This is a genomic window from Aquimarina aquimarini, from assembly GCF_900299535.1.
In the GTDB taxonomy this organism is placed as follows: domain Bacteria; phylum Bacteroidota; class Bacteroidia; order Flavobacteriales; family Flavobacteriaceae; genus Aquimarina; species Aquimarina aquimarini.
The window spans coordinates 1-24,058 of the sequence record NZ_OMKE01000024.1; the positions used below are offsets into that span (position 1 = coordinate 1).

The window sequence follows — 24,058 nt, forward strand, 5'->3', positions numbered from 1 at the left end:
CTATTTTTATCCATATACCAACAGATAAATGACATATCTTTATAACAATCCCCTTGCCCTACCGTAAAAATTGTTAGCGTACCAAATTTACTTTTTGAAGGGCGCATCGCCTGTAGATTATAAGCACTTGTACCATCTTCACCCCCTGTACTATATACAAACAAACACTCCTTAAAAGGGATGGTGATATTTTTTTTCCATAAAACCCCTGTCATAGTGATCAACCCATCTTTACGATTTAAAATATTTTCCTTCTTAGGTTTGGTAAAATAATAAATCGTAAAAAAAGCTAAAGAAATACAACATAAAATATAAGCATACAAACCAAAACCATCAAAAGTATCATCAGAAAACAAGCCGCTAACAACCAAAAACAAAGATATCCCCCCTCCTAAGAATGGAGTAATATTACCCTCAATAGGCATATTAAAAAAGTTATCATCCGCATACCAATTTTTTTTATAATCTGCTTTATCAGCATCAAGAATATCAATATCTTTTCTAAGATTACCAGGTTTTTCAATAATTTTTTTTTCTACCCGATGATAATGTTTCTTTAATTTCTCAGCATTTTTATACCCTGTATGGGTGACAGGTCTGGTAAAATCTAGTTCCATGTTTTGCTATCTTGTAAGGTGTATAATGGTGCTAATTTAACATCTTTATTTTGTATAAAACGGGTAAACAAAATCCCTTTTCGTTTTACTCGGATCAAGGCACCCAACCAACGTTCTTCCCCCTTAAGCGAATACGGAAAATACATATAGGCAGAGGCATCTAGTGCCAAACGAGTAGTAAACAATATTTCTGATCTGGTGGTAATTAATGCCATTGAATCTGTATCTATAGTAAACCTAATCTGTACTGCCTCCTTCCCCCAGGTATTGGTTACTGTTTGTACATCACGTTCTGGGGTAAGCTCATGGGGTTTCCTTCGCCAATCCCTTTGGGGTATAAAAATATTCGATATCCTACCTGATCAGGATCACTAAAGAGTTGTAAATAGGTCATGGTCACCTTAAAATAGCATACCGTTTCCTCACTTACAGTAAATTGATCCATCCCATAATAAATAGTCTCATGCTCAATACGATCTGGGGCTATAGGGGCAAACTCCATTTTTTTGCATACAATAGCATCCATCAAAGCTACTTCTGCTTCTATAGGATTCATAAGCGTATCTCTATAATCATCATCGGTCAGCGCATATCGATTATCCAGTACACGCTGTATATATACCATAGGGGATTCTCCTGCTTGTTTAGGAAACTTTTTTGTATCACTAAGCAAAAAGTTGCTAAAAAACTCTTCCAGCTCACTATCTGTCAACAAAGAAGCGATGACCAATAAGCCCACTCCCACCCCTGCGGCAATCCACCCTACAGGCCCTGCCAAAGCCCAGGTAGAGAAATAAGACAGTGACATTGCTGTAGAAACCCCAAAAGCAGTACCCGCAAAGGCTAGAGCCACCCCAGCATCTACATCTCCTTTATCCATCGCCTCTACACTCTCCCAAAAACACATTCCTGCTGTAAATGCACCGCCTACAATACTTAATCGAGAAGCCCATCTTGTATATGGAGCAAGAGCTTCTCTAGTTACTCCTCGAAAAGTTTTTTCTGCTTTTATAACATTTACCAGCGCTTCAGAAAGTTTGACCGAAGCCCCTACAAAATTAATTCTTGATTTCCAACTTCCTTTCTGAAATAAATTATATCCTGCTGCACTAAAATTAATCAACTCTAATCCTGCAAACACCCCGTTAAAGGCGCGCCCATTGATCATTTTTGCAATTTTTACATTGGGTTTATTGGCTTCTATCTCTGCACTGGTAACCATTTTGCGCACTCGTGCCTTTATCTTATTTTGTTGATCCCCACGATGTACGCTTTCTACAATTTCTATATTTTCTATATTTTCTTCACCCACCAGAGCGCGTAGTATTTCTAGTTCTCGCTTGGTGTTTTTAAAACCTGGTTTACGCCGTAACAAATTGCCTTTTTTTGTTCCAGAGTAATTAAATTTTCCTTTTAGGCGGGTATGTTGTGATTTTTGTACATAATCGGTATCTATTTCTACCCCCATTTCGTGTAGTTTCATACGCATCTCCCCATCTCGTACCTCAAACATTTTTTCGCCATACAGAGTAAGGTTTTCATTTATTTTTGCTACTACAAAGTTTTGTTTGTCGGGAATCTCCTTAAACATAGTGCGCCCTACCTTTTTTACGACAAAGGCTTGTCTGGCATGGTGTTTTAATTTCTTTTTATATACTTTGGCAGCCTTATGACTTATACTACGTGATTTATCTATTACCTCAGTTATATTTAATAATGGCGTAAGCAATGCATATAGCGGGTCTAGGGTTGTATAACCAGATGCTGTACTGGTTACAGGGGTATTGGTAAATTGGTCTTGAAACTTACAATTCATTAACTCATATCCCCAATCTATCCATTTATCAGTGGTTTTATACTCTTTTTTAACAAGCATAAATCTATCAAAATCATAGGTATTGGTCATCAACCCCTCTAGTATATCCAGCAATAACCCTCGCCCATCTAGAGTGCGCTCTGCTATATTATGCAGGTAGTCTTCGAGCATATTTTTGAGTCCTTTACTTTTTATATACACTCCCATATCTTCTTTATACTCTCCTACTTCTGCCCTCAATGCGGTACGCTCTTTGACCCCCAGTATGCCTTCTATTTTTTGGTAATCAAGCCCATAGCCTATAGCACTGGTTACTGGTAGAGTGTGGGTAGTGTGTTTACCATAAAAGGTTTGGTTTTTGGGGCGGGGGTCTAGCCCATAGCGATCAAAGAGATGAGCTCCCGGCGATCCGCCATCGTATGTTTTGATAGACTCAGGGTCATTATATACCAGTTGATGGCAAGTAATTGCCAATGATACCAAGGCTTGGTATTCTTTATCGGGTTTTGGCCCCTCAAAACATCCTTCGCTCATTCGGGTATAGGCATCTGCTACCGTTTCACCTGTTTGTATAGCATCTATCAGCGCTTTAAACTCCAATATTTTTTTAGACAACCCCTCATTGATATCTATGGCACAGCCTATAGGGTCTTCTAGAGTGATAAACATATCGGTCATCACCTCAGGCTCTTGGTGATTAGGATTGGTATCGCGGTTTTCTGCTCTTTGCTCTTCTTGCTGTTGTATGGCATTGATTTTTCTTTGCAAATGGCTACAACGTTTTTTGTTGTCTGATGAGAAATAGGCAGTAATACAGCTATAGGGGTCGTAATCGTCTGTACCTTCTACTGCTCCCAGCTCAAAACCATTTGCCGTGATTTGGGTCATACGATCCTTGCGTTTTTGCAGATCTGCTACCAGAGAGTCATAGTACGCTTGGGTCCATTGCACGGTAGAATAAGCCGCCCAAACCACTGCCCCATAAGTTGCCTCATAATACCCATTGGTATTGGTATGGCCATCTGGTGTACGCACATCAGGAAATCCCTCTGGCCCAGATTGCCAGGAGATCGATTTAAAATTGCCATCGCCATCTACCGCAAACTCTATAGGCGTATCGGGCATGCTCTCATCTATAATATATACATACCCAGGATTTATACCAGTTCTTACCGTACTGTAATGTTTCAGTTTGGGGCTGGTTATAATCACTTCTTGCAAAAGGATATTGCCGTTTTCGTCTTTTTGGGTGGCAGTCGCCTCGGTCTGCATACTAGCTTGCAGGTGGCTCTGTCGGGGCTCATTGAGTAATTTGCCATCCCGCAGAAAATGTAATTTTATAGCAGGAGCCTCTTTGCCCTCTATAGTCAGCATTTGGTTACTATAATCAAAGGTTCTTCCCTCGGCCTCTATTTCCAAAATCAATCGTCTTGTTCTGCTCATACCCTATGCCTGTTGTGTTTCTTTGTTCCAGTCTTCTCCTGTTTCTAGTAATTGCAGTGTGGCAGTACCATCTGCCTGTACTGTTCCTGAGTATACCAATTTGTTTTGCACCCCATCGATTTCTTTTCCATCTTTTTCAGACACATTTACCTTGATAGTTTTACCAGGAGCTATATTCTCGGTCAATACATAAATGGCCGCTTTCTGGCCATAGTGTAACGTATCTATCTTGTTGGTGGCATGCTCATCCATCCAATAACACTCTACTACTTTTGGGGCTTTGTCATTACCCAGCATCGCCCCGGGCATAATCATTGCAATTTGCTTAAACTCTTCTATCGTACTGCCCATTGTATTGATCTGCATAGGCTGTAAAATGGTAACTTTGCCCCCCGTAACACAACTACACTCAGAGTCTTGATACAAGAATTTTTTACCCCCCATAGATGCTTTTTGCGAAGTCTTGGTCCACGGTTGTAGCCCTGGTATACATGGCAAATACCCGCCATTGGTGGGTTTAAGCTTGCATTGCCCAAAGGTTTGTGGTACTTGCACATCTCTATCGGTCGCCTTAAACTTGCCTTGTATTTTTACTTTTTGATTTTCGGTAACCAATAATTTTGCGGGAGTAAACCCCTGGTCGCATGTTACCAATGCCCCATCTAGTACATAGATTTTACTACTCATCGTTGGCTAATTAATTGTTGCTAAAATTACACAAAATTTTGAAACAAAAAAACTAAAGTCTTCCTACACACTATTTTACAAAAAAAAGTATCTTTACCACTTCCTACCCATACAAGCGTTTTTTATAGAACCTTACCCATTTCTTATATAAAACGCTATACAGTATATCATATATCCTTTTTCTAGGCATACGCAAGCATTGATAAAAGATGCTCGGCACTCTATAAGGAATACTCAGGCATCGTGAAGCAATGCTCGAGCATCGTGAAGCAATACTCGGGCAACGTGAAGCAACGCTTGAGCATCATGAAGCAACGCTTGAGCATCATGAAGCAACGCTTGAGCATCATGAAGCAATGCTTGAACATCGTGAAGCAATGCTTGGGCATCGTGAAGCAACGCTTGGGCAACATGAAGCAATGCTTGGGCAACATGAAGCAATGCTTGGGCAACATGAAGCAATGCTTGGGCAATCATAAGATGTATATACTGTAGTATCGTTGATTTTTGAATATTATCTAAAACCATAAAACAATACGTATATGACAAGGTACACCGCATCAGAAGCAGCAATTTTAGAACAATACAGGGTAGCTCTACAAAATGTAAAAGACCATCCTGAGATCGCAGAAGAAATGGCAGAACTAAACTATGATGATGCCAAAATAGAAGAAGGCAAACTACTCTTGGATCAAACCAGAACGGCCTATGACTATAACAAACAAGAGGATGATGAAACGCTGGAAGCCTCTGCTGTTTTTAAAAAAGAAAAAGAAACCCTAGAGTTACAATACAGAAAACACCGCAAAAAGGCCAAAGTGGTATTTCGCAAAGACCTCGAAACCTTAAAAAAACTACACCTTACAGGTAGCAAACCCAAAGCCTACAATAATTGGATCGAGACGATTCGTAAGTTTTATAGCACCACAGATCAGGAAACCCTTACTCAACTGGCAAGTTTAAGAATCACAACAGAAGATATCACCGCAGGAATAGAGCAGATAGCAAAAGTAGAAACCGCCCGCACCGCTTATTTATTAGAAATCGGAGAATCACAAGACGCAACCAAACAAAAAGATGCCGCTTTTACCAAGATGGAAGATTGGATGCAAGAATTTTATGCCATTGCCAATATTGCTCTAGAAGACAAACCCCAACTGATAGAAGCATTGGGCAGAAAAAGAAAAAGCTAATTACAAAACGGTATCAATATAAAATGATACCATAATCCTGAATACCGAATACCGAACACTCAATACCAAATAAGTGACGCTATTCGGTATTCTTATACATGTAAAAAGGAATTTTCGAATATCAACCAAAGAACATCGAACACCCAATACTGAATATAGAAGTCAGAACCAAAAACTAAAGTACCTGCCATCCTCCCAGCGTAGGCAAAAAACCATATACAAGAAGGAATGTAAAACCGCAAAATTCTAAATGTAAAATGTAAAAGTAATTTTGAATAGCGAACACCCAATACTGAACACTGAATGTTGAAGTTTCTCAATACTCAATACTAAATATAGAAGTTAGAACCAAAAACTAAAGTACCTGCTGTCCTCCCAGCGTAGGCAAAAACCATATACAAGAAGGAATGTAAAACCGCAAAATTCTAAATGTAAAATGTAAAATGTAAAAGTAATTTTGAATAGTGAACACCCAATACTGAACACTGAATGTTGAAGTTTCTCAATACTCAATACTAAATATAGAAGTTAGAACCAAAAACTAAAGCACCTGCTGTCCTCCCAGCGTAGGCAAAAAACCATATACAGGAAGGAATGTAAAACCGCAAAATTCTAAATGTAAAATGTAAAAGTAATTTTGAATAGCGAACAAGGAGTGTCGAATATCGAATACCCAATACTAAATATAGAAGTTAGAACCAAAAACGAAAGTACCTGCTGTCCTCCCAGCGTAGGCAAAAAACCATATACAGGAAGGAATGTAAAACCGCAAAATTCTAAATGTAAAAGTAATTTTGAATAGTGAACACCCAATACTAACTACTAACTACTCATTACTCATTACTCATTACTCAATACTAACTACTAAATATAGAAGTCAGAACCAAAAACATAAAGTACCTGCTGTCCTCCCAGCGTAGGCTGGGAACCATATACAAGAGGGAATGTAAGACTGCAAAATTCTAAATGTAAAAGTAATTTTGAATATTGAACACCCAATACTAACTACTCAATACTCAATACTACATAAACTAACCATCGCGCAACAATTTCAAAATACAACAGTTTTTCTAGTAAGTGATTTGCAGTGATACCATATACATGGTAAGTTTTATTATAGCAAACTCAAAATGTAACTGGTATTAAACAATCATTAGGTACAATTTTCGTTAATTTGCATACAAATTTGAAACCCTTTGAAAAATAATTTCTTCTATATACTAGTATTCGTTTTAGGCACTCTAGCCACTTATGGGCAAGAAGCAAAACAAATCAAAGTACAATCTGATCGTACGATCAAGGATCAAAATCGATTTCCTGGAGCCACCATTCTTGCCAAAGTAGACAAGCAAGTATATATGATGCATGAGGGAATAGAAATCTGGTGTGATCAAGCCATTCACTATGGCGAAGATAAGTTTGTAAAAGCCCTGGGGAATGTAAAAATGAAACAGGGAGACACCATTACTATGACCAGTAAATATGCAGAGTATAATGGTAACACACAATTCGCCTATGCCCGTGATGATGTATTTATGGAAACCCCCTCTAATACACTACGCACAGACACCTTATTTTTTGATCGCGTAAGACAACAAGCATATTATCGTAGTGGTGGTACAGTCAAAGATTCATCAAATACACTGACCAGTAAAATCGGACGCTATTTTATGGATCGAAAACAATACTCCTTTAATACCAAGGTAAAAATTGTAAATCCCGAGAATACCGTAGACTCTGATCGACTGGATTATTATTCAGAAAACGGGCACACCTATCTATATGGCCCCTCTACCGTAAAAGGAAAAGAAAGTACCCTCTACTGTGAACGTGGATTTTATGACACCAAAGCCAAAACAGGATATGCCATAAAAAATGCAAGAATCGATTATGACAAACGTACCGTTTTTGGCGACAGTATCTTCTATAATAGTGCCAATCAATTTGCCTCTGCAACCAATAATATAAGAGTACTAGACACTGCAAATAACTCAGTGATTACAGGGCATTATGCAGAGGTTTTTAAAGAAAGAGATTCTGTATTTATTACCAAAAGAGCGCTGGCGGCTACACTACAAGAAAAAGATTCTATCTATATTCACAGTGACACCCTTATGGTAACTGGTAAACCCGAACATAGGATTATGAATGGTTTTTATGATGTAAGAATCTACAAAAGCAATATGAGTGGTAAGAGTGATTCTATCAATGTAGATCAGGTTACAGGATATACCAAGATGATAGGCTCTCCCATTATCTGGGCACAGAGAAATCAAATGACTGGCGATACCATAAAAATTATATCAGATACCAAAACAGATAAACTAGACTCTCTTGTTGTCTATCAAAATGCATTTCTGGCACAAGAAGACACCCTAAAAGCAGGCTACAATCAGGTAAAAGGCCAATCGCTCTATGGACTATTCAAGGATAACGAGATTTATCAAGTAGACATTGATAAAAACACAGAAACCATCTTTTATCAACGAGAAAGTGAAGGAGACCTAAAACTTATCGGGATCAACAAAGTGCTTTCTAGCTCTATACGATTACTCCTCAATGATAGAGAGATAGAAGATGTATACTATTATCAAAACGTAGACGGAGTTCTATATAGAGAGATCGATCTGCCAGAAAATGCGCGTGAGCTATCAGGTTTTCATTGGCGGGGGGAAGAGCGTATAAATAGTAAAGCAGACCTGTTTAGAGGTGAAACACCGCCAAAACTAACTAAAATCAAAGGAATACCACTGCCAAAAGACGAAGCCGATTTCTTTGATGAAGAAACCGTAAAACGATTAGAAGAAAACAAAACAGAAGGCTCCAGACTACTAGAGCAAGAGCTCAAAGATGCAGAACTCAAAGAAACCAACGAGCAACTAGACTCTATACCCATACAACAACCAAACAAAGAAGAACTTTCTACCGATGCAAAGAAAACACCAAAAAAGACAGCTCAAGTAGACCTTGATCTTATGCGTACTGCAAAGCAACGAGACAGCGTAACGGTGACCACATTGCAATACCCAGAAGAAAAAGTAAAAGACAGTATCAAGATAAAATAATACGATCATAGGTAGGCTTCTACAAGATAGTATCAAATTATAACACTAACAAACAGGCTATATACCGCGTTGAAACAAGATTTTTTTACATATCAGGCACAGACCACACCGCACCCACTGGCACTAGAAATTTCGCACGCTACAGGAAGCTATATCTATACCACAGATAACAAAAAATATTTAGACTTTATTGCTGGAGTATCTGCCTGTAGTCTGGGGCACAGGCACCCCAGAGTAGTACGTGCTATAAAAGATCAGTTAGACAAATACCTGCACGTTATGGTATATGGTGAATATGCACAACAAACCCCCGTAGCACTCACCAAGCTATTAGCCGCACACCTGCCCGATCCTTTAGAAAAAACATACCTTACCAACTCAGGCACCGAAGCCATAGAAGGTGCCATCAAACTGGCTAGAAGAGTCACAGGACGTAGCGAGATTATTGCCGCAAAACTAGCCTATCACGGTAATACCATGGGATCTATGAGTGTAATGGGTTATGAAGAGCGCAAACAAGCATTCAGACCACTACTACCTGGTATTGGTTTTATACGCTTTAATCAAGAAGAAGACCTGCAACAGATAACCACCAAAACCGCCGCTGTTATCCTAGAAACCATACAAGGAGGCGCTGGTTTTATAGTACCAAAAGACGGATACCTAAAAAAAGTAAAACAACAATGCCAAAAAGTAGGAGCATTACTTATTCTAGATGAGATACAACCAGGTTTTGGCAGAACTGGTAAATTGTTTGGTTTTGAAAACTATGAGGTAGTACCCGATATCGTAGCAATGGGCAAAGGAATGGGAGGCGGTCTCCCTATAGGTGCATTTACAGCGGCTACTGCCATGATGGATCAACTGCAAGATCACCCAAAACTTGGGCATATCACTACCTTTGGCGGCAATCCCGTTATTGCGTCTGCCGCTTTGGCAACATTACAAGAAATCACAGAAAGTGACGTAATGACAGCCACCCTGCAAAAAGAAAAACTTTTTAGATCATTATTAGTACACCCCCTAATAAAAGAAATACGAGGATTAGGACTCATGCTTGCCATTATCACTCCTAGTCCAGAGATAACCAATCAACTTATTTTAAAATGCCAAGACTACGGGTTACTCTTATTCTGGTTGCTGTTTGAACCCGCTGCTATACGCATCACACCACCACTTACCATATCTGAAAAAGAAATAAAAGAAGGTTGTGACATCATTCTTAAAGTACTCAATGAGATACAATTATCAGAAAACACACCCCAATAAATTGATCTTTAATTAAAAAAATGTATCTTTAATACACTTCTTTTCACATATCAATTATAGATATTCGGCTTTCTTCAAAAGAAAAACTATACCATTATAAACCATGATGGTACGTATTTTGTTAATTAGTTTGTTAAAAACAATATAGGTATACAAGTATCACGATACGATATCATTTGTAATTTTAATACTGAGGAAATCAATAATGCGAAAATAAATTAAGTATTGTAATAAGTAAACCCGTTTTACCTACTAGAACCTTGTTATAAAGGTTGAAAAAGTAATACCACAGGTTGAATACGATTCTTGCTTAAGACAATAAAGAAGTGCTTTTATTGTTTTATGTATGATTTATCTAGCATCTATAATCAACGTGTATGAAATTTAACCACGAAGAAGAAAATAATTTCTCTATAACTCGATATGAGTCTATGCTGAGATCTAATGATGTTAAGTTTTTTGATTCTGATGAATTTGAGTCCATTATTCATCATTATCTAGAAAACGGAAAAATTGCTAAAGCTAAAAAAGCAATTTCTCTGGGGCTTTCTCAGCACCCTTCATCTGTCAATCTAAAACTTCTACAGGTTGAAGTACTGGTTTTTGAAAACCGCCTAGATAAAGCCGATAACCTCTTGGCACAACTACATGCCATAGAACCCGAAAACGAAGAAATATATATACAAAAAGCAAATATTCTTTCTAAACAAAATAAACATATCAAAGCTATCGAATTATTGATGATGGCACTAGAATATACAAATGACGAAGCAGATGTATATTCTCTTATAGGCATGGAATATCTTTTTATGGATGATTTTGAAAATGCCAAAATCAATTTTATGAAATGCCTTGAGACCGATAATCAAGATTATTCTGCATTATACAATATCATATACTGCTTTGATTTTCTAGAACAGCATGAAGAAGCGATAGAATATCTAAATATATTTTTAGATAAAAATCCGTACTGTGAAGTTGCATGGCATCAGGTAGGAAAACAATATTTTGATATCAAAGACTATAAAAAAGCACTTGCCGCATTTGATTTTGCAATCATAAGTGATGAGTATTTTATAGGCGCTTATCTAGAAAAAGGAAAAGTACTAGAAAAACTAAAACGCTATGCCGAAGCTATAGAAAACTATAAAATAACACTGGAGCTAGACGACCCCACTTCCTTTGCTTTACTTAGAATAGGAAAATCCTATGAAAAATTGAATAGTGATGATCTGGCAATCCAGTATTATTCTAAAACAGTGCATGAAGACCCTTTACTAGACAAAGGATGGATCGCTATTACCGATTTCTATATGCGTAAACGCAATTACCAAAAAGCACTCTATTATATCAATAAAGCCATAAATATTGATAGTGAGAATGTATTGTACTGGAAACGATATGCAAAAATCAATAACAGACTTTCATTTTATGAAGAAGCCGAAAGAGGCTACAGAAAAGCTATTGAATTAGGTAACTATGAGTTAGAAACTTGGCTAAACAGATCAGATATCCTTAGGTTTCTAGGAGAATCAAATGCTGCTATACAGTGCCTATATCAAGCAATTGAGTTTTATCCTAGTAATGCAGAAGTACATTTTAGAATAGCTGGTTTGCATTTTGAAGGATTAGACTATGATAAAGGAGAAGAACACCTGAGAAAAGCGTTAAAAATCGATTATGAATACCACATAGTTCTAGAAGAACTATTTGAGCAAGTATTTAATCGTGCACTGGTAAAAAATATTATTTCAGAGTATAAATAATAGCTACTCTCTAAATGAATCCCCCCCCCTAACCTGAATTGAATTATGTTCTGATTCAGACAAAAAGAAATAATTGTGGTCAATAATTTCTTTTGGGGAGATCCGCCTAGAAAAAGACTCCTTTTTTCTAATAGATTTACATTACAAAAATCCATACATTTGTTTTGATCATTAATATCAAAACATCACACATGCAAAGAAAGCTTAAGGATTACCTTATCATTGCAATAAAGGGAATAGCTATGGGGGCGGCAGATGTGGTTCCTGGAGTTTCAGGAGGAACGATTGCATTTATATCAGGAATCTATGAAGAATTGATAGAAACCATTAACAATCTCGATTTAGGTTTTTTCTCGCTCTGGAAAAAAGAAGGATTTTCTACTGCATGGAAACATTATAATCTGTCCTTTTTATCAGCTCTTTTTTTAGGAATATTGATCAGTATCCTCTCTCTTGCCAAGCTTATAAAATGGCTTTTACACCACGAACCACTATTACTTTGGGCATTTTTCTTTGGACTGGTACTTGCCAGCATTGTCTATATAGGTAAACAAATAAACTCTTGGAAACCAAAAACGATCCTAGGCATTCTTCTAGCTGCAATAGTATCCTATTATATCACCATTGCAGAACCACTAGCCTCACCAGATAGCAATTGGTATCTTTTATTTTGTGGTTTTATAGCAATCATAGCCATGATACTTCCTGGAGTATCTGGCGCATTTATCTTGCTTATTCTGGGAGCATACCAAACCGCTATCGACCTAATAAATCAATTACGCAACGGGATTGTAAATTTAGATGTTGATTTATTGTGGGGGGCCATCTCCAAAATAATGATTATGGGCGTTGGTGCATTAATCGGTTTGAAACTATTCTCTAAAGCATTGAACTGGATGTTTAAACATCATAATAATATGACATTGGCAATACTTACAGGCTTTATGATAGGTTCTCTTAATAAACTATGGCCATGGAAAAAAGTACTGTCCTGGAGAACAAATTCTGAAGGAATCGAAGTTCCTTTTATCGAAAAAAGTATTCTCCCCTCTCAATATGAAAATGACCCACGAATACTATGGGTTTTACTCTTTATAGCTATTGGCTTTTTATTAATCCTGATACTAGAACGTCTTTCTGTAAAAAAAACAAATTAACCCCTGCCAATGCCGCACAGTACCCGTACCCTCACCGATAAATTTTTCCTTATTATTAAAGGGCTAGCCATGGGAGCAGCCAATAAAGTTCCTGGAGTTTCTGGAGGGGTCGTTGCTTTTGTTGCTGGATTTTATGAAGAGTTTATCTATTCGCTTCAAAAAATTAATTTCAAAGCTTTTAAATTATTTATCAATTTTAGATTCAGAAGCTTTTGGAGATATATCAATGGACGATTTCTAGGGCTTCTTATTTTAGGAATGCTGATTAGCTATTTTAGTGTTTCTAAAATTCTGGATTACCTGATTATTCATTTCGAGCTATATGTTTGGGCTGCTTTTTTTGGAATGATTATCGGTTCTATATACTATATAGTAAAAGATTTTGATGATTGGAGTAAAAGAAACATATGCCTCATCATTATCGGTACTATAATCGGTGTTGGAATCAGCTTACTAGATCCTGCCAAAGAAAATGACAATCTATGGTTTGTCTTTGTTTGCGGTATTATTGGAGTCTCTGGTATGACACTTCCTGGATTATCAGGTTCTTTTATTCTTATCTTATTAGGCAATTATGTCCTTTTACTGGTAGATTCTGTAAATGCCTTATATGATACTATGGCAGATCTTATACGTTGGGATTTTTCTTTTGTAGCAAATTCTCAAAGAGTTAGGTTACTTAAAGTTCTGGTTGTTTTTAGCCTAGGCTCATTAACTGGTTTGGTAACACTTTCGCACTTTTTGGGATATGTACTAAAACATTATAAAAATGCCACCTTTGCAGCAATAATAGGCTTTATCACAGGATCACTGGGTGTTGTATGGCCCTGGAAACACAAAATATATAAAACCGATACTCTAGGAACCACACTATTTGATGGACTGGGCAATCCTATCTTGGATAATTATGATCGCTATTTCCCTGACATTACCTCTATAGAAACCTATTTGGCCATTTTCTATATTTTTATAGGTATAGCCATTATTCTAGGATTAGAATGGTACGGTAAACAAACACAAAAAACTTCAAAATGAAAAAAATATACGGATTATTAGGTAGAAACATTGGCTACTCTTTTTCTAGAGGTTTTTTTTCTGAAAAATTTAAGTCTGAAAGCTTAGATTGTGAATATACCAACTTTGATATTCCACAAATAACAGAGATCACAGAAGTTATCAAAGACACAAAAATACAAGGTCTTAATGTTACCATACCTTACAAACAAGAAATCATTGAATATCTGGATAGTCTTGATCCTATTGCCAAAGAAATTGGTGCCATCAATGTTATTAAATTTGACAAAGAAAAAGGCCTCATAGGGTACAATAGTGATTATTATGGGTTTACAGAATCACTAAAACCTTTGCTTAATAATACGGTGAAAAAAGCATTGATCCTAGGTACTGGCGGGGCATCAAAAGCAATTGCTTATGCATTACAACAGCTACACATTGAATATACATTTGTATCTAGAAACTCAGGCCATAATAAGCTTAGTTATAAAGATCTTGATAGCCTTATTATGGCAGATCACACATTGATTATAAACTGCACCCCATTAGGAACACACCCCAATATCCTTGATTGCCCTGATATTCCTTATCAATACATTACTAATGACCATGTATTATATGATTTGATTTACAACCCTCCTGAAACCACCTTTATGCAGAAAGGGAAAGAAAAAGGAGCTACTGTCGCTAATGGACTACAAATGTTAAAACTACAAGCAGAAAAAGCTTGGGAAATCTGGAACACCTAATTTTAGTGGGTTTTGTATTAAAATTCTTACTTAAATCAAAAGAAAGTAATCTTAAAACCCATCAATAACTTTGAGTTTTTCTAATATGTTAGTATCTTAGTCAGGCTATTATGCTCAGAAAATAAAAAAGCTCACACAATGTCAACACGCGATAACCTGTCTCAGACAGATGGAAACGAAGAGAACAAAACCAAAGTTTTAGATATAAACTCTGAGGTTGAAAATCTAGAAACGACTACACAAGAAACAGCACAGCAGCAATCAGATAGTACGCTTGCTACTGTAGAAACATTAAAAAAGTCTGATCAAGAAACTCCTGTTGAAGTAGTGAACCCACAAATTACCGATGCTGAACAAACATCTTCTGAAAATGAAGAAAATGACGCCAATCCATCTACCGTTGCAACAACAGATGCTTCTAAAGAAACGACAGCCCATAAAGAAGAATCTACAAACGAAACTGCATCAACAAACAAAGATCAGATTCAAGATCAAATGGATGAAGCGGTAGCAGAACATAGTGAAGATGAAACGACTATGGAACGCCACAATATAGAAAAAAAGGATTACCATGCCTTGACCAAAGAAGAACTGATCAAAGAACTACAAAACTTGATCAAGAATGAAAAAATTCAGGCAATAAAAGAGCATGTTGATGAAATTAAAAATGAATTTAATGCCAAATTCAACGAAGAAGTAGAACAGAAAAAAGAAGAGTTCTTAGCAGATGGAGGTGATATTATTGACTTTTATTACTCTACACCTATAAAGAAGGAATTCAATTCTGCTTATTTTGATTACAAAGAAAAACGTAATGCTTATTATCAAAATCTGAAAAAAGATCATCAAGATAATCTAAAAAGAAGACTCGAATTAATAGAAGAATTAAAAGGATTACTGAATGTGGATGAAAACATCAATACCACATATAATCATTTTAAAAGTATACAAGAAAGGTGGCGTAATGCAGGGCCTATTCCTAGAGACAAATATAATACTGTCTGGAATACCTACCACCACCATACAGAAAATTTTTATGATTTCTTACATCTCAATAGAGAGTTTAGAGACTTAGATTTCAAACATAATCTTGAACAAAAACTCAAAATCATCGAAAGAGCTACAGAACTAGCTCAAGAAACAGATGTAAATAGATCATTTAGAGAACTACAATTACTCCACAAAATGTGGAAAGAGGACTTAGGACCTGTTGGAAAAGAATTTAGAGAACCTATCTGGGAAAAGTTTAGTGCTTTGACCAAACAGATTCATGAAAATAGACAAAACTACTTTAAAGATTTAGATAAAGTATATGAAAAAAATCTAGAGGTAAAACGTGAGATCATCACAAAAATCATTGGTGTTAGTATAGATCACCCAAAAAACCATAACGGATGGCAGCAAAAAATTAAAGAAATTGAAGCACTAAGAGATGATTTTTTTAAAGCAGGAAAAGTTCCTTCTAATGTAAATGAACAAACTTGGAGCGATTTTAAAACCGCTGTAAGAGATTTTAATCGTAACAAAAATACATTCTATAAAGGCCTTAAAAAAGATCAGTTTAACAATCTAAGTAAAAAGATGGAACTGATTCAGATAGCTGAAGACAATAAGGATAGTGATGATTATGAGGTGACCACCCCATTGATGAAAAAAATTCAATCGGACTGGAAAAAAATCGGGCATGTTCCTCGTAAAGATAGTGACCGCATATGGAAACGTTTTAAAGATGCTTGTAATGCGTATTTTGATAAAATCCATGCAGAGAGAGATGAAGCTAATAAAGAGGAAATAGTCGCATTAGAAAACAAACAAAAACACCTAGAAACAATAAAAGGAATAACACTTTCTGGTGATCCAGATGCAGACCTTAAAACTATAAAAGAAGATATCGCTGTCTGGAAAACACTGGGAAGAGTACCGTATAAAAAGAAAAACATAGAATCTGAATACAATAAGATTCTTGATAAACTTTTTCAACAACTTAATTTAAGCCGTAAAGAAACAGAACTTATCAAATATGAGAATAAATTAAATACTTTATCTTCTCAAACAGACGATAGAGCTCTTAGAAATGAACAAAATTTTATTCGCAAAAAAATTGATGAAGTAAATGGTGAAATTCGTCAATTAGAGAATAACCTTCTATTTTTTAAACACGCAAGTGACGATAATCCTATGGTAATGGATGTAAATAAAAATATAGAAAAGCATAGAGAAACCCTAGAAGTCTGGAAAGCCAAACTCAAAAAAATAAAACAACTATAATCAAAATGACATGCTCTCTTTGTGCTTCAGAAACAAAGCTGTTTTCTGAGGTACAAGGACGTGCTTATTTTGAATGTTTACAGTGTAAGGGTATATTATTACATCCTGCTCATTTCCTTACACCAGAAGAAGAAAAACAACGATATCAATTACATCAAAATGATGTCAATGATCTTTCTTTTCAAAAGTACGCACTACCTATTGTAAACAGAATTCAAAAAGACTACACCCAATCTCATAAAGGTCTCGACTTTGGATCAGGAAGCGGACCTGTTATTTCGCATTTACTCAAACAGAAAAACTATACCATCACAGAGTATGACCCTTTTTTTTACAACCATGTAAATGCTCTGGAAAAGAAATATGACTATATCGTTTGTTGTGAAGTGATAGAGCATTTTTACACCCCTTACAAAGAGTTTGATTTACTACACTCTTTATTACTCCCTAATGGAACACTGTATTGCAAAACTAAAGTTTATGACCCACGTACAGATTTTGATTCCTGGTGGTATAAAAACGATCCTACTCACGTGTTTTTTTATACAATGGATACAATACACTGGATCAAAAAGAGATTCAACTTTAAATCAATAGAAATCGCTGATAATGATCTAATAGTATTTACTAAGTAATTTTTTATAAAATACAAAACCCCTGTCATATAAATTGACAGGGGTTTTGATTTACCTAATTATTTTAGGTTAAATACTATATTATAAATACTACTTAGTAACCAGGGTTTTGCTGTTTAGCTATAGTAGAATTTGCATTGATCTCACCAATAGGAATTGGAAACTGAAATCTAAAGTTTCCTGCAGGTAAAGTTGCCTCTGTAGGAGGAGTTCCTGTACCATCAATGATATCCCCATTTGTTGCGTTTCTATTAATGCCTTCACCTCTTCTTTTAAGGTCAAAGAATCTATGTCCTTCATAAGCCAATTCAACTCTTCTTTCAAACTGAATAGCATCTTCAAGAGCTACGCCAGTTTCTGTTCCAGCTACGTAAGGAGAATATCTAACTTCTCTCAACTCATTTAAAGAAGCTAATGCATCTGCTTCTAAACCAAGTTCAAATTGAGCTTCTGCCTTATTTAGAATTACTTCTGCCATACGAAGAACCTTTACATCAACTAAACCGTTCGTCTGTCCTTCTTCACCTAGAAACTTTTTGATTGCATTGTACTCAATATCGTCATTAATTCCAACAAATTGTAAAACACTTTTTCTTACATCTGTAGCATCAATACTATTAAAGAAATCAAAATCCATCACATATTCAGAAACTGTTTCTCCTCTTGAAGACTGACTATAAAGTACCCCTACATTATTACCTCTTGACTGAGAAGAAGTATTAATAGATAACTCAATCACTACACCTGCATTAGTGTTATCAATATATACATCAGGAAGTTCTTCTGCAGTAGCTAAACTAGCTGTCACCTTATTTGCAGCATCTATTACTTTTTGATATTCTCCGTTATACAGGTACACTCTAGATAACAATGCTTCTACACCATTTTTATTTAATGTTCCTTCACCATTGCTATCCTCAGAGATTAAAGTACTTGCACGTTCTAAATCTTCGATAATCTCTTCATAATTTGAAGCTATAGTCTCTCTCGCTGGTTCAGCAAGGGCATCTTCTATAGTACTACCAGTATCTCCATCTTCAGCTTTAAGATAAACTGCCCCTAAAGTACCATTAGCACCTGCACTTTGCGTTGGGATTTGCCCATATATTCTAGCAAGGTCAAAATGTGCCCATGCTCTTGCCGCTAATGCTTGTCCAAGAATATTATCTTGTTCAGTAGTACCATCTATATTACTTATGTTTTCAATAATCAAATTTGCTCCATTTATCGCCTCATAAGCTTCACTCCAATATAATGGAATCGCTCTTAAAGTACTTGCAACATATCTTAGGTCATAATAATCAGCATTAGATCTTCTTCCAGTCTGAGCTAGAATTACATTATCAGATATTATATCAGGAATTCCCTGTAAGCCACTTCCTGGATCAGAATAGTACAGCCATAGCTGTCTATAGACACCATTCATAACAATCTCAAAATTCTGAGGTGTTGTTAAAAAAGCACTTGGTTCAGCCTCTGTAAAAGGTTCTAAATCATTTAATTCATCATCACAGGCAAAGAACCCTAATGATAAAAATAAAATACCTATTATATAAAATTTATTGTTCATCTCTTTTTATTTTATTAAAATCCTACTTCAACTCCAAACGTATAAGATTTAACCTGAGGGTAACTAAACAAGCTAAACTCCCCTGGTACAAAACCTGCATCTCCCTGTTCTCCAGATTCAGCAGAACCGATCCCTATTTCTGGGTCACCATTATAATCAGTTATTGTCCAGATATTCTGACCTGTAACAAAGAATCTAAGTGCATCTAATTTGATAACATCCAAGAATTTTCTTGGCATATTATAATCCAACGTCAATGTTCTTAATCTAATAAAGTCACCTTTTTCTAAAAATCTAGTAGTTCCTGCCTGATCAGCGGTTGTTCTAAACAATGGGCTAGGCAAAACATTTGTATCGCCTGGCTCTTTCCAATAATTAAAGGCATCAGTTCTTAGATTTCTATTAATATTCCCAATTGCCTCACCTTGTTGACGCTGGCTGTTTAAGATATAGTTTCCTCCTCTATACACAAAGTCTCCTCTTATACCAAAACCTTTATATTTTAACGAAGTAAAGAAACCACCTTGTAAATCAGCTATTGGTGTTTTTCCTTTTTGAATTTTCTGGAAACTATCACTATATGTTTCTGTTATATTTCCATCTAAATCTACATATTGTGGTGCTCCATTAGCAGGGTTTACACCAGCATATTCTACTAGATAATACGAGTTTATATTTTCTCCTTCTCTCAAAATAATATTACCAAACGTTCCTCTAACAATGTCTTGGCCGTTAATTAGTTTTTTAACTTTGGTATCTAATATTGTAAGATTTCCTCCTAATGACCAAGTAAAATTTTCAGTTCTTATTACATCTGCATTTAATGAAAATTCAACTCCACTATTCTCAACCTCTCCAATATTTTGGAATATACCATTATCTTCATCTCCTACTGTAAAAGAAATTGGTCTGTTAAGTAATAAATCTTTTGAATTCTTTTTAAAATAATCTACAACTCCATTTATTCTATTATTAAAGAATCCAAATTCTACTCCTATATCCAGAATAGCTTGAGATTCCCATTGAATTAAAGGATTTGCAGCTCTCAAAGGAGATCCTGCTGAAAAACCATTATAAGAATTCTCAAACCCTAATGCTGGTAAATACTGAAAATCTGGAATATTTTGATTACCTGAAGTACCGTAAGAAGCTCTCAGTTTTAAATCATTAAAAAATGAGCTATCCATAAAACTTTCTTTTGCAATATTCCAAGCAACACTACCACTTGCAAAAGTACCATATTTGTTATCTGGTCCAAATTTTGAAGATCCATCACGTCTAACCGAGAATGAAGCTATATATCTACCATCATAATCATAATCAGCAAAAATTGCTTGAGAAAATAAAATTCTTCTATCTTCTTCAGACCCAGCTCTTGTTGGTTCTGCTGCTACTTCTATATATGGAATATCTGGTGAAGGAAACCCTCGTGCATTAACGAATAAATCAGTTCTTATATTTTCATTATATTCTAACAAGAAACTTGCAGATATATTATGAACATCATTAAATGTATCATTATAGCTAAATAAATTCGCTATATTATATTCAAAATCAATTGCTGCATTCTCAGTTTGTGTTCCAGGAAATTGACTATCTCCAACAAACCCTTGAAGTACTCCTCCTTGAATTGATCTCCTTGTACGGTTTAAACGGTTACTTACAAGACCAACAGAAAAACGGTTTGAAAATTTGTCTGATAATGTAAGATTAGCGGCAACATTACCAATAATTAAAAAATCACGTGTGCTATCAGTCTCTGTCTGTAAAGCTCTAGCAATTGGAAAAGATGTTGATGTTGGGTTATACACAGGATTCCCTTGAGAATCTAATAAAATTCCTCCATTTGCATCTCTAGAAAAAAGTGGTTCATAAGGATTATAATCATACACTCCTCTAAATGGATTTTGAACATTGTTTCTATCTCTAGGTAAATCTGTAGTACTTCTTGCAAAAGAAATATTAGTGTCAATCCCTAACCAATCTTTTGCCTGGTAAGAAGTATTCAAACGAGCAGTTATTCTCTCGAAACCATCTATCCTATCAATTATACCAGTATCTTTATTATAACCTAGTGAGAAAAAGTAGTTTATTTTATCATTTGCTCCTGATATAGATAAAGAGTTAGACTGAATTACAGATTTTCTTAACAATTCTTCTTCCCAATCAGTATCAAGTGCGATTAAATCTCTTAATTCCTGAGGGGATGATGTTGCTCCTGGCAATCTTGTAGCAACTGCAACACCTAATTCAGCATACTGTCTTTCTATCTCAAGTTTCTGTTCAGCATTCATAAGATCAAAAGGATCAGCAATTCGTTGTCCAAAACCATAAGAAGAAGTGAACTTAATTTTAGCATCACCTTTTTTACCTTTTTTCGTTGTAATCAAAACAACCCCATTTGCACCTCTAGAACCATATTTTGAAACAGAAGCCGCATCCTTAAGTATAGAAAGAGATTCTATATCATTAGGATTTAAATTACTTAAAGGGTTTAAACTACGAGTTGGGTCATTATCTGTAATTGGAATAGGTACACCATCAATTACATATAGAGGAGTGGTACTTGCATTAAGTGATCCTACTCCACGAATTTGAACAAAAGCAGTGTTTCCTGGTCGCCCATTTGAAGCAGTAACCTGTACACCTGCAGCTTGACCTTGAAGTATATTATCTATACTTGTTGAAGGAACAAAATCTTGTAAGTCCTCAGATCCTACAGTTGAGATAGCAGATGTTACACTAGATTTTCTAGAAACTCCATATGCTGTTACAACAACCTCTTCTAGTTCTGCCGCAGAAGCAGCCAACTTAATATTTATAGTAGTATTGTCACCTACAACCACATCATTGGTTGTAAACCCAACATAACTAAAAGAAATTACAGCACCTCTATTTGCAGAGATAACGTAATTACCATCAAAATCAGTTTGTGTTCCTTTACTGGTATTCTTGATAAGGACGTTTACACCTGGTAGTGGTAATCCCTTATCATCTGTAACAGTTCCTGAGATATCCTTTTCTTGAGCGAACGAAACGCTGCAGATAAAAAAGAATAACATCAGTAGCTTGTAATAATGTACTTTCATAAATTAAAGATTTCAAAAAATTAATACTTAAACATAGTTATTAGATATAACCACAAAAAGGAAGAGCAAGAATATCTTGATGGCTAATTCAAACATACTTTCACAAAACTTGAACAAAGTTTATATGGAAAATACTAACGCTTACCCTTTCCTTATTTATGGTTACTTAGGCTCAAAGAAACATTTTGATCACTTAAAAAGGGGTAACCCCTATAAGTTCTTACCTGATCCGAAGAAGTTTTACCCTTACTTTCAACTTATTTAGTTGCTAAAATTTGATATACTCAGAAGGAGTAATCTTATTGTATTTCTTAAAAGATTTATTGAACGTAACTTTGTTATTAAATCCTACCTCATATGCTACATCTATAATATTTCCGTTTTTAAAACGGTGATCTATTAAAAGTATTTTTGCCTCTTGTATCCTATATTGATTTATGAGTTCAAAAAAATTAAGGTTAAAATGTTCATTTATTATTTGAGAAGTATTATGCCTAGTTGTACCAAGTAATTCTGACAATTTCTGAAGATTAATATCATTTTGTTTATAGGCTTTTTCTTCATTCAACAATATCAGTAATTTTTCTTTTAACTCTATAGATAGTTCTTTTGTAAGACCCGAATTTATGTATTTATCCTCCCCCTTCTTTACCCTACGTTTTACATTTATAACTTTTTCATATATCTCTGGTTGCGTATAAGCTATATAACTGACATATAAAATTAATACTATAGCAAATATAATCTGAGAAAATACAATAAAATCGTTTTTTACAGCTAATTGTATGGCAACTACATCATAAACAACATAATTAGTTACATACATAGCGTACAAAATTATAATATTTCGCACCCAATTATTCAATTTCTTCGCCCTAATAATCCTTTTTTTGTAAAACTCAACAAATAACTGCATTACTAAAATCATATAAATTAGTATAGAGAATAACCTTATATATGAATACTTAGCATAAAGTATTGTTACGATTTTTTCTCTATCCTCTAATTGATATAAAAAGAGAAGTACGCACATAGGCATCAAATGCAAAAGATCTAAAAGAGTAAATTTATAAGCTACTAATACCCTTTTACAATAAAAATAAACTAATGGACCACATAAGAAAAGTGAAAATAGGTTCAAATTATATGAAAAACTATAATCATTAGTCAATACACCACCCATATTGATTATAAAAACAGCATACTGAAATAAAAACATACCAATCAACAAATTAGCAATTCTATCAGATTTTTTTTTAAGATTTAAGAAAACAGAAATAAAGACCCCAACAAAACCTACATAAATACAGAATATTCTCCATGCTACCTCTCTTCCATTAATTCTATTTTTAGATTTTTCTAAAGAATTTGAATTATTTGTAAAGTCAAAAACCCTACTTTCAAAATTAGCCCATTCATACAAAACCTCTGGTCCAAGGCTTGAACTATCTTTTATAGGAAATTCAAGATCATAAATAGTATTACCATCATCATTTTTGATAGAACTATAATTATCATAAACAAATACCCCAAAAATGAATGTTAGAAAAAATAATACCTGTATTACCTTCATAATCTTTATCGCAACAATTATGTTTCACAAAAACACAACAGTTTTATTAAAACATTAATCTATAAACAAAGTTATAAGAAAGTCGTTTTTAGCAAATAAAAATTACATTGAAAAATAGTACAGGCTCTTTTTTTAATATAATATTAT

General features: G+C 35.1%; 17 protein-coding genes. 10 read left to right on the top strand and 7 right to left on the bottom strand.

Going from position 1 to position 24,058, the window contains the following annotated elements:
* The 4 genes from DG508_RS13140 to DG508_RS13155 all read right to left on the bottom strand — a co-directional run.
* Positions 1 to 617 (bottom strand): hypothetical protein (locus tag DG508_RS13140; protein WP_159090817.1); only part of this gene is annotated, 617 nt, incomplete at its 3' end.
* Positions 608 to 832 (bottom strand): hypothetical protein, encoded by a 225-nt coding sequence (locus DG508_RS13145; protein WP_108868593.1) that lies wholly within the window; start codon positions 830 to 832, stop codon positions 608 to 610. The genes DG508_RS13140 and DG508_RS13145, both read right to left, overlap by 10 nt.
* 56 nt (positions 833 to 888) lie before the next feature.
* A complete protein-coding gene (locus DG508_RS13150) occupies positions 889 to 3,876 on the bottom strand; it encodes a toxin VasX (protein WP_159090818.1) in 2,988 nt (995 codons plus the stop codon).
* 3 nt (positions 3,877 to 3,879) lie between these two features.
* The gene (locus DG508_RS13155; protein WP_108868595.1) at positions 3,880 to 4,563 is read right to left on the bottom strand and encodes a DUF4280 domain-containing protein; all 684 of its coding nucleotides are present in this window, start codon (positions 4,561 to 4,563) and stop codon (positions 3,880 to 3,882) included.
* A 356-nt stretch (positions 4,564 to 4,919) separates the two neighbouring features.
* Here DG508_RS13155 and DG508_RS21385 point away from each other — a divergent pair, with 356 nt between their 5' ends.
* The 10 genes from DG508_RS21385 to DG508_RS13205 all read left to right on the top strand — a co-directional run bounded on the left by DG508_RS21385 (position 4,920) and on the right by DG508_RS13205 (position 17,679).
* Positions 4,920 to 5,042, top strand: coding sequence for a hypothetical protein (locus DG508_RS21385; RefSeq protein ID WP_255412564.1), 123 nt, complete (start codon positions 4,920 to 4,922; stop codon positions 5,040 to 5,042).
* Between the two features lie 63 nt (positions 5,043 to 5,105).
* On the top strand, positions 5,106 to 5,756 hold the full coding sequence (locus tag DG508_RS13165; RefSeq protein ID WP_103866508.1) for a PQLLE family protein: 651 nt from the start codon (positions 5,106 to 5,108) through the stop codon (positions 5,754 to 5,756).
* A gap of 1,196 nt (positions 5,757 to 6,952) precedes the next feature.
* On the top strand, positions 6,953 to 8,821 hold the full coding sequence (locus DG508_RS13170; protein WP_108868597.1) for an OstA-like protein: 1,869 nt from the start codon (positions 6,953 to 6,955) through the stop codon (positions 8,819 to 8,821).
* Positions 8,822 to 8,890: 69 nt separating this feature from the next.
* On the top strand, positions 8,891 to 10,090 hold the full coding sequence (locus tag DG508_RS13175; protein ID WP_108868598.1) for an aspartate aminotransferase family protein: 1,200 nt from the start codon (positions 8,891 to 8,893) through the stop codon (positions 10,088 to 10,090).
* A gap of 377 nt (positions 10,091 to 10,467) precedes the next feature.
* Positions 10,468 to 11,856: a tetratricopeptide repeat protein gene (locus DG508_RS13180; RefSeq protein WP_108868599.1), complete on the top strand. Its 1,389-nt coding sequence runs from the start codon at positions 10,468 to 10,470 to the stop codon at positions 11,854 to 11,856.
* Positions 11,857 to 12,047: 191 nt separating this feature from the next.
* Complete coding sequence (locus tag DG508_RS13185) at positions 12,048 to 13,013, top strand: DUF368 domain-containing protein (RefSeq protein ID WP_108868600.1); 966 nt, start codon at positions 12,048 to 12,050, stop codon at positions 13,011 to 13,013.
* Positions 13,014 to 13,022: 9 nt separating this feature from the next.
* Entirely contained in the window at positions 13,023 to 14,048 is a 1,026-nt protein-coding gene (locus tag DG508_RS13190) for a DUF368 domain-containing protein (protein WP_108868601.1), read from the top strand.
* Positions 14,045 to 14,776, top strand: coding sequence for a shikimate dehydrogenase family protein (locus DG508_RS13195; RefSeq protein ID WP_108868602.1), 732 nt, complete (start codon positions 14,045 to 14,047; stop codon positions 14,774 to 14,776). Before DG508_RS13190 ends, DG508_RS13195 begins: the two co-directional genes overlap by 4 nt.
* Before the next feature lie 138 nt (positions 14,777 to 14,914).
* A complete protein-coding gene (locus DG508_RS13200) occupies positions 14,915 to 17,044 on the top strand; it encodes a DUF349 domain-containing protein (RefSeq protein WP_108868603.1) in 2,130 nt (709 codons plus the stop codon).
* 5 nt (positions 17,045 to 17,049) lie between these two features.
* Positions 17,050 to 17,679: a class I SAM-dependent methyltransferase gene (locus DG508_RS13205; protein ID WP_108868604.1), complete on the top strand. Its 630-nt coding sequence runs from the start codon at positions 17,050 to 17,052 to the stop codon at positions 17,677 to 17,679.
* Between the two features lie 94 nt (positions 17,680 to 17,773).
* Here the strand turns inward: DG508_RS13205 and DG508_RS13210 are convergent, their stop codons facing one another.
* The 3 genes from DG508_RS13210 to DG508_RS13220 form a co-directional block, all read right to left on the bottom strand.
* Positions 17,774 to 19,249, bottom strand: a complete 1,476-nt coding sequence (locus DG508_RS13210; protein WP_108868605.1) for a RagB/SusD family nutrient uptake outer membrane protein — start codon at positions 19,247 to 19,249, stop codon at positions 17,774 to 17,776.
* Positions 19,250 to 19,263: 14 nt separating this feature from the next.
* Positions 19,264 to 22,338 carry a SusC/RagA family TonB-linked outer membrane protein gene (locus DG508_RS13215; protein ID WP_108868606.1) on the bottom strand — a complete coding sequence of 1,025 codons (3,075 nt, stop codon included), beginning with the start codon at positions 22,336 to 22,338 and terminating at the stop codon, positions 19,264 to 19,266.
* A 268-nt stretch (positions 22,339 to 22,606) separates the two neighbouring features.
* Entirely contained in the window at positions 22,607 to 23,911 is a 1,305-nt protein-coding gene (locus DG508_RS13220) for a helix-turn-helix domain-containing protein (protein WP_108868607.1), read from the bottom strand.
* Between the last annotated feature and the right edge of the window lie 147 nt (positions 23,912 to 24,058).

Excerpts from the sequence above, each read along its gene's own strand:
- DG508_RS13200 (WP_108868603.1), top strand. The coding sequence starts at position 14,915 with ATGTCAACACGCGATAACCTGTCTCAGACAGATGGAAACGAAGAGAAC.
- DG508_RS13165 (WP_103866508.1), top strand. The coding sequence starts at position 5,106 with ATGACAAGGTACACCGCATCAGAAGCAGCAATTTTAGAACAATACAGG.
- DG508_RS13215 (WP_108868606.1), bottom strand. The coding sequence starts at position 22,338 with ATGAAAGTACATTATTACAAGCTACTGATGTTATTCTTTTTTATCTGC.
- DG508_RS21385 (WP_255412564.1), top strand. The coding sequence starts at position 4,920 with ATGCTTGAACATCGTGAAGCAATGCTTGGGCATCGTGAAGCAACGCTT.
- DG508_RS13190 (WP_108868601.1), top strand. The coding sequence starts at position 13,023 with ATGCCGCACAGTACCCGTACCCTCACCGATAAATTTTTCCTTATTATT.
- DG508_RS13155 (WP_108868595.1), bottom strand. The coding sequence starts at position 4,563 with ATGAGTAGTAAAATCTATGTACTAGATGGGGCATTGGTAACATGCGAC.
- DG508_RS13180 (WP_108868599.1), top strand. The coding sequence starts at position 10,468 with ATGAAATTTAACCACGAAGAAGAAAATAATTTCTCTATAACTCGATAT.
- DG508_RS13150 (WP_159090818.1), bottom strand. The coding sequence starts at position 3,876 with ATGAGCAGAACAAGACGATTGATTTTGGAAATAGAGGCCGAGGGAAGA.
- DG508_RS13195 (WP_108868602.1), top strand. The coding sequence starts at position 14,045 with ATGAAAAAAATATACGGATTATTAGGTAGAAACATTGGCTACTCTTTT.
- DG508_RS13185 (WP_108868600.1), top strand. The coding sequence starts at position 12,048 with ATGCAAAGAAAGCTTAAGGATTACCTTATCATTGCAATAAAGGGAATA.
- DG508_RS13145 (WP_108868593.1), bottom strand. The coding sequence starts at position 832 with ATGGCATTAATTACCACCAGATCAGAAATATTGTTTACTACTCGTTTG.
- DG508_RS13220 (WP_108868607.1), bottom strand. The coding sequence starts at position 23,911 with ATGAAGGTAATACAGGTATTATTTTTTCTAACATTCATTTTTGGGGTA.
- DG508_RS13210 (WP_108868605.1), bottom strand. The coding sequence starts at position 19,249 with ATGAACAATAAATTTTATATAATAGGTATTTTATTTTTATCATTAGGG.
- DG508_RS13205 (WP_108868604.1), top strand. The coding sequence starts at position 17,050 with ATGACATGCTCTCTTTGTGCTTCAGAAACAAAGCTGTTTTCTGAGGTA.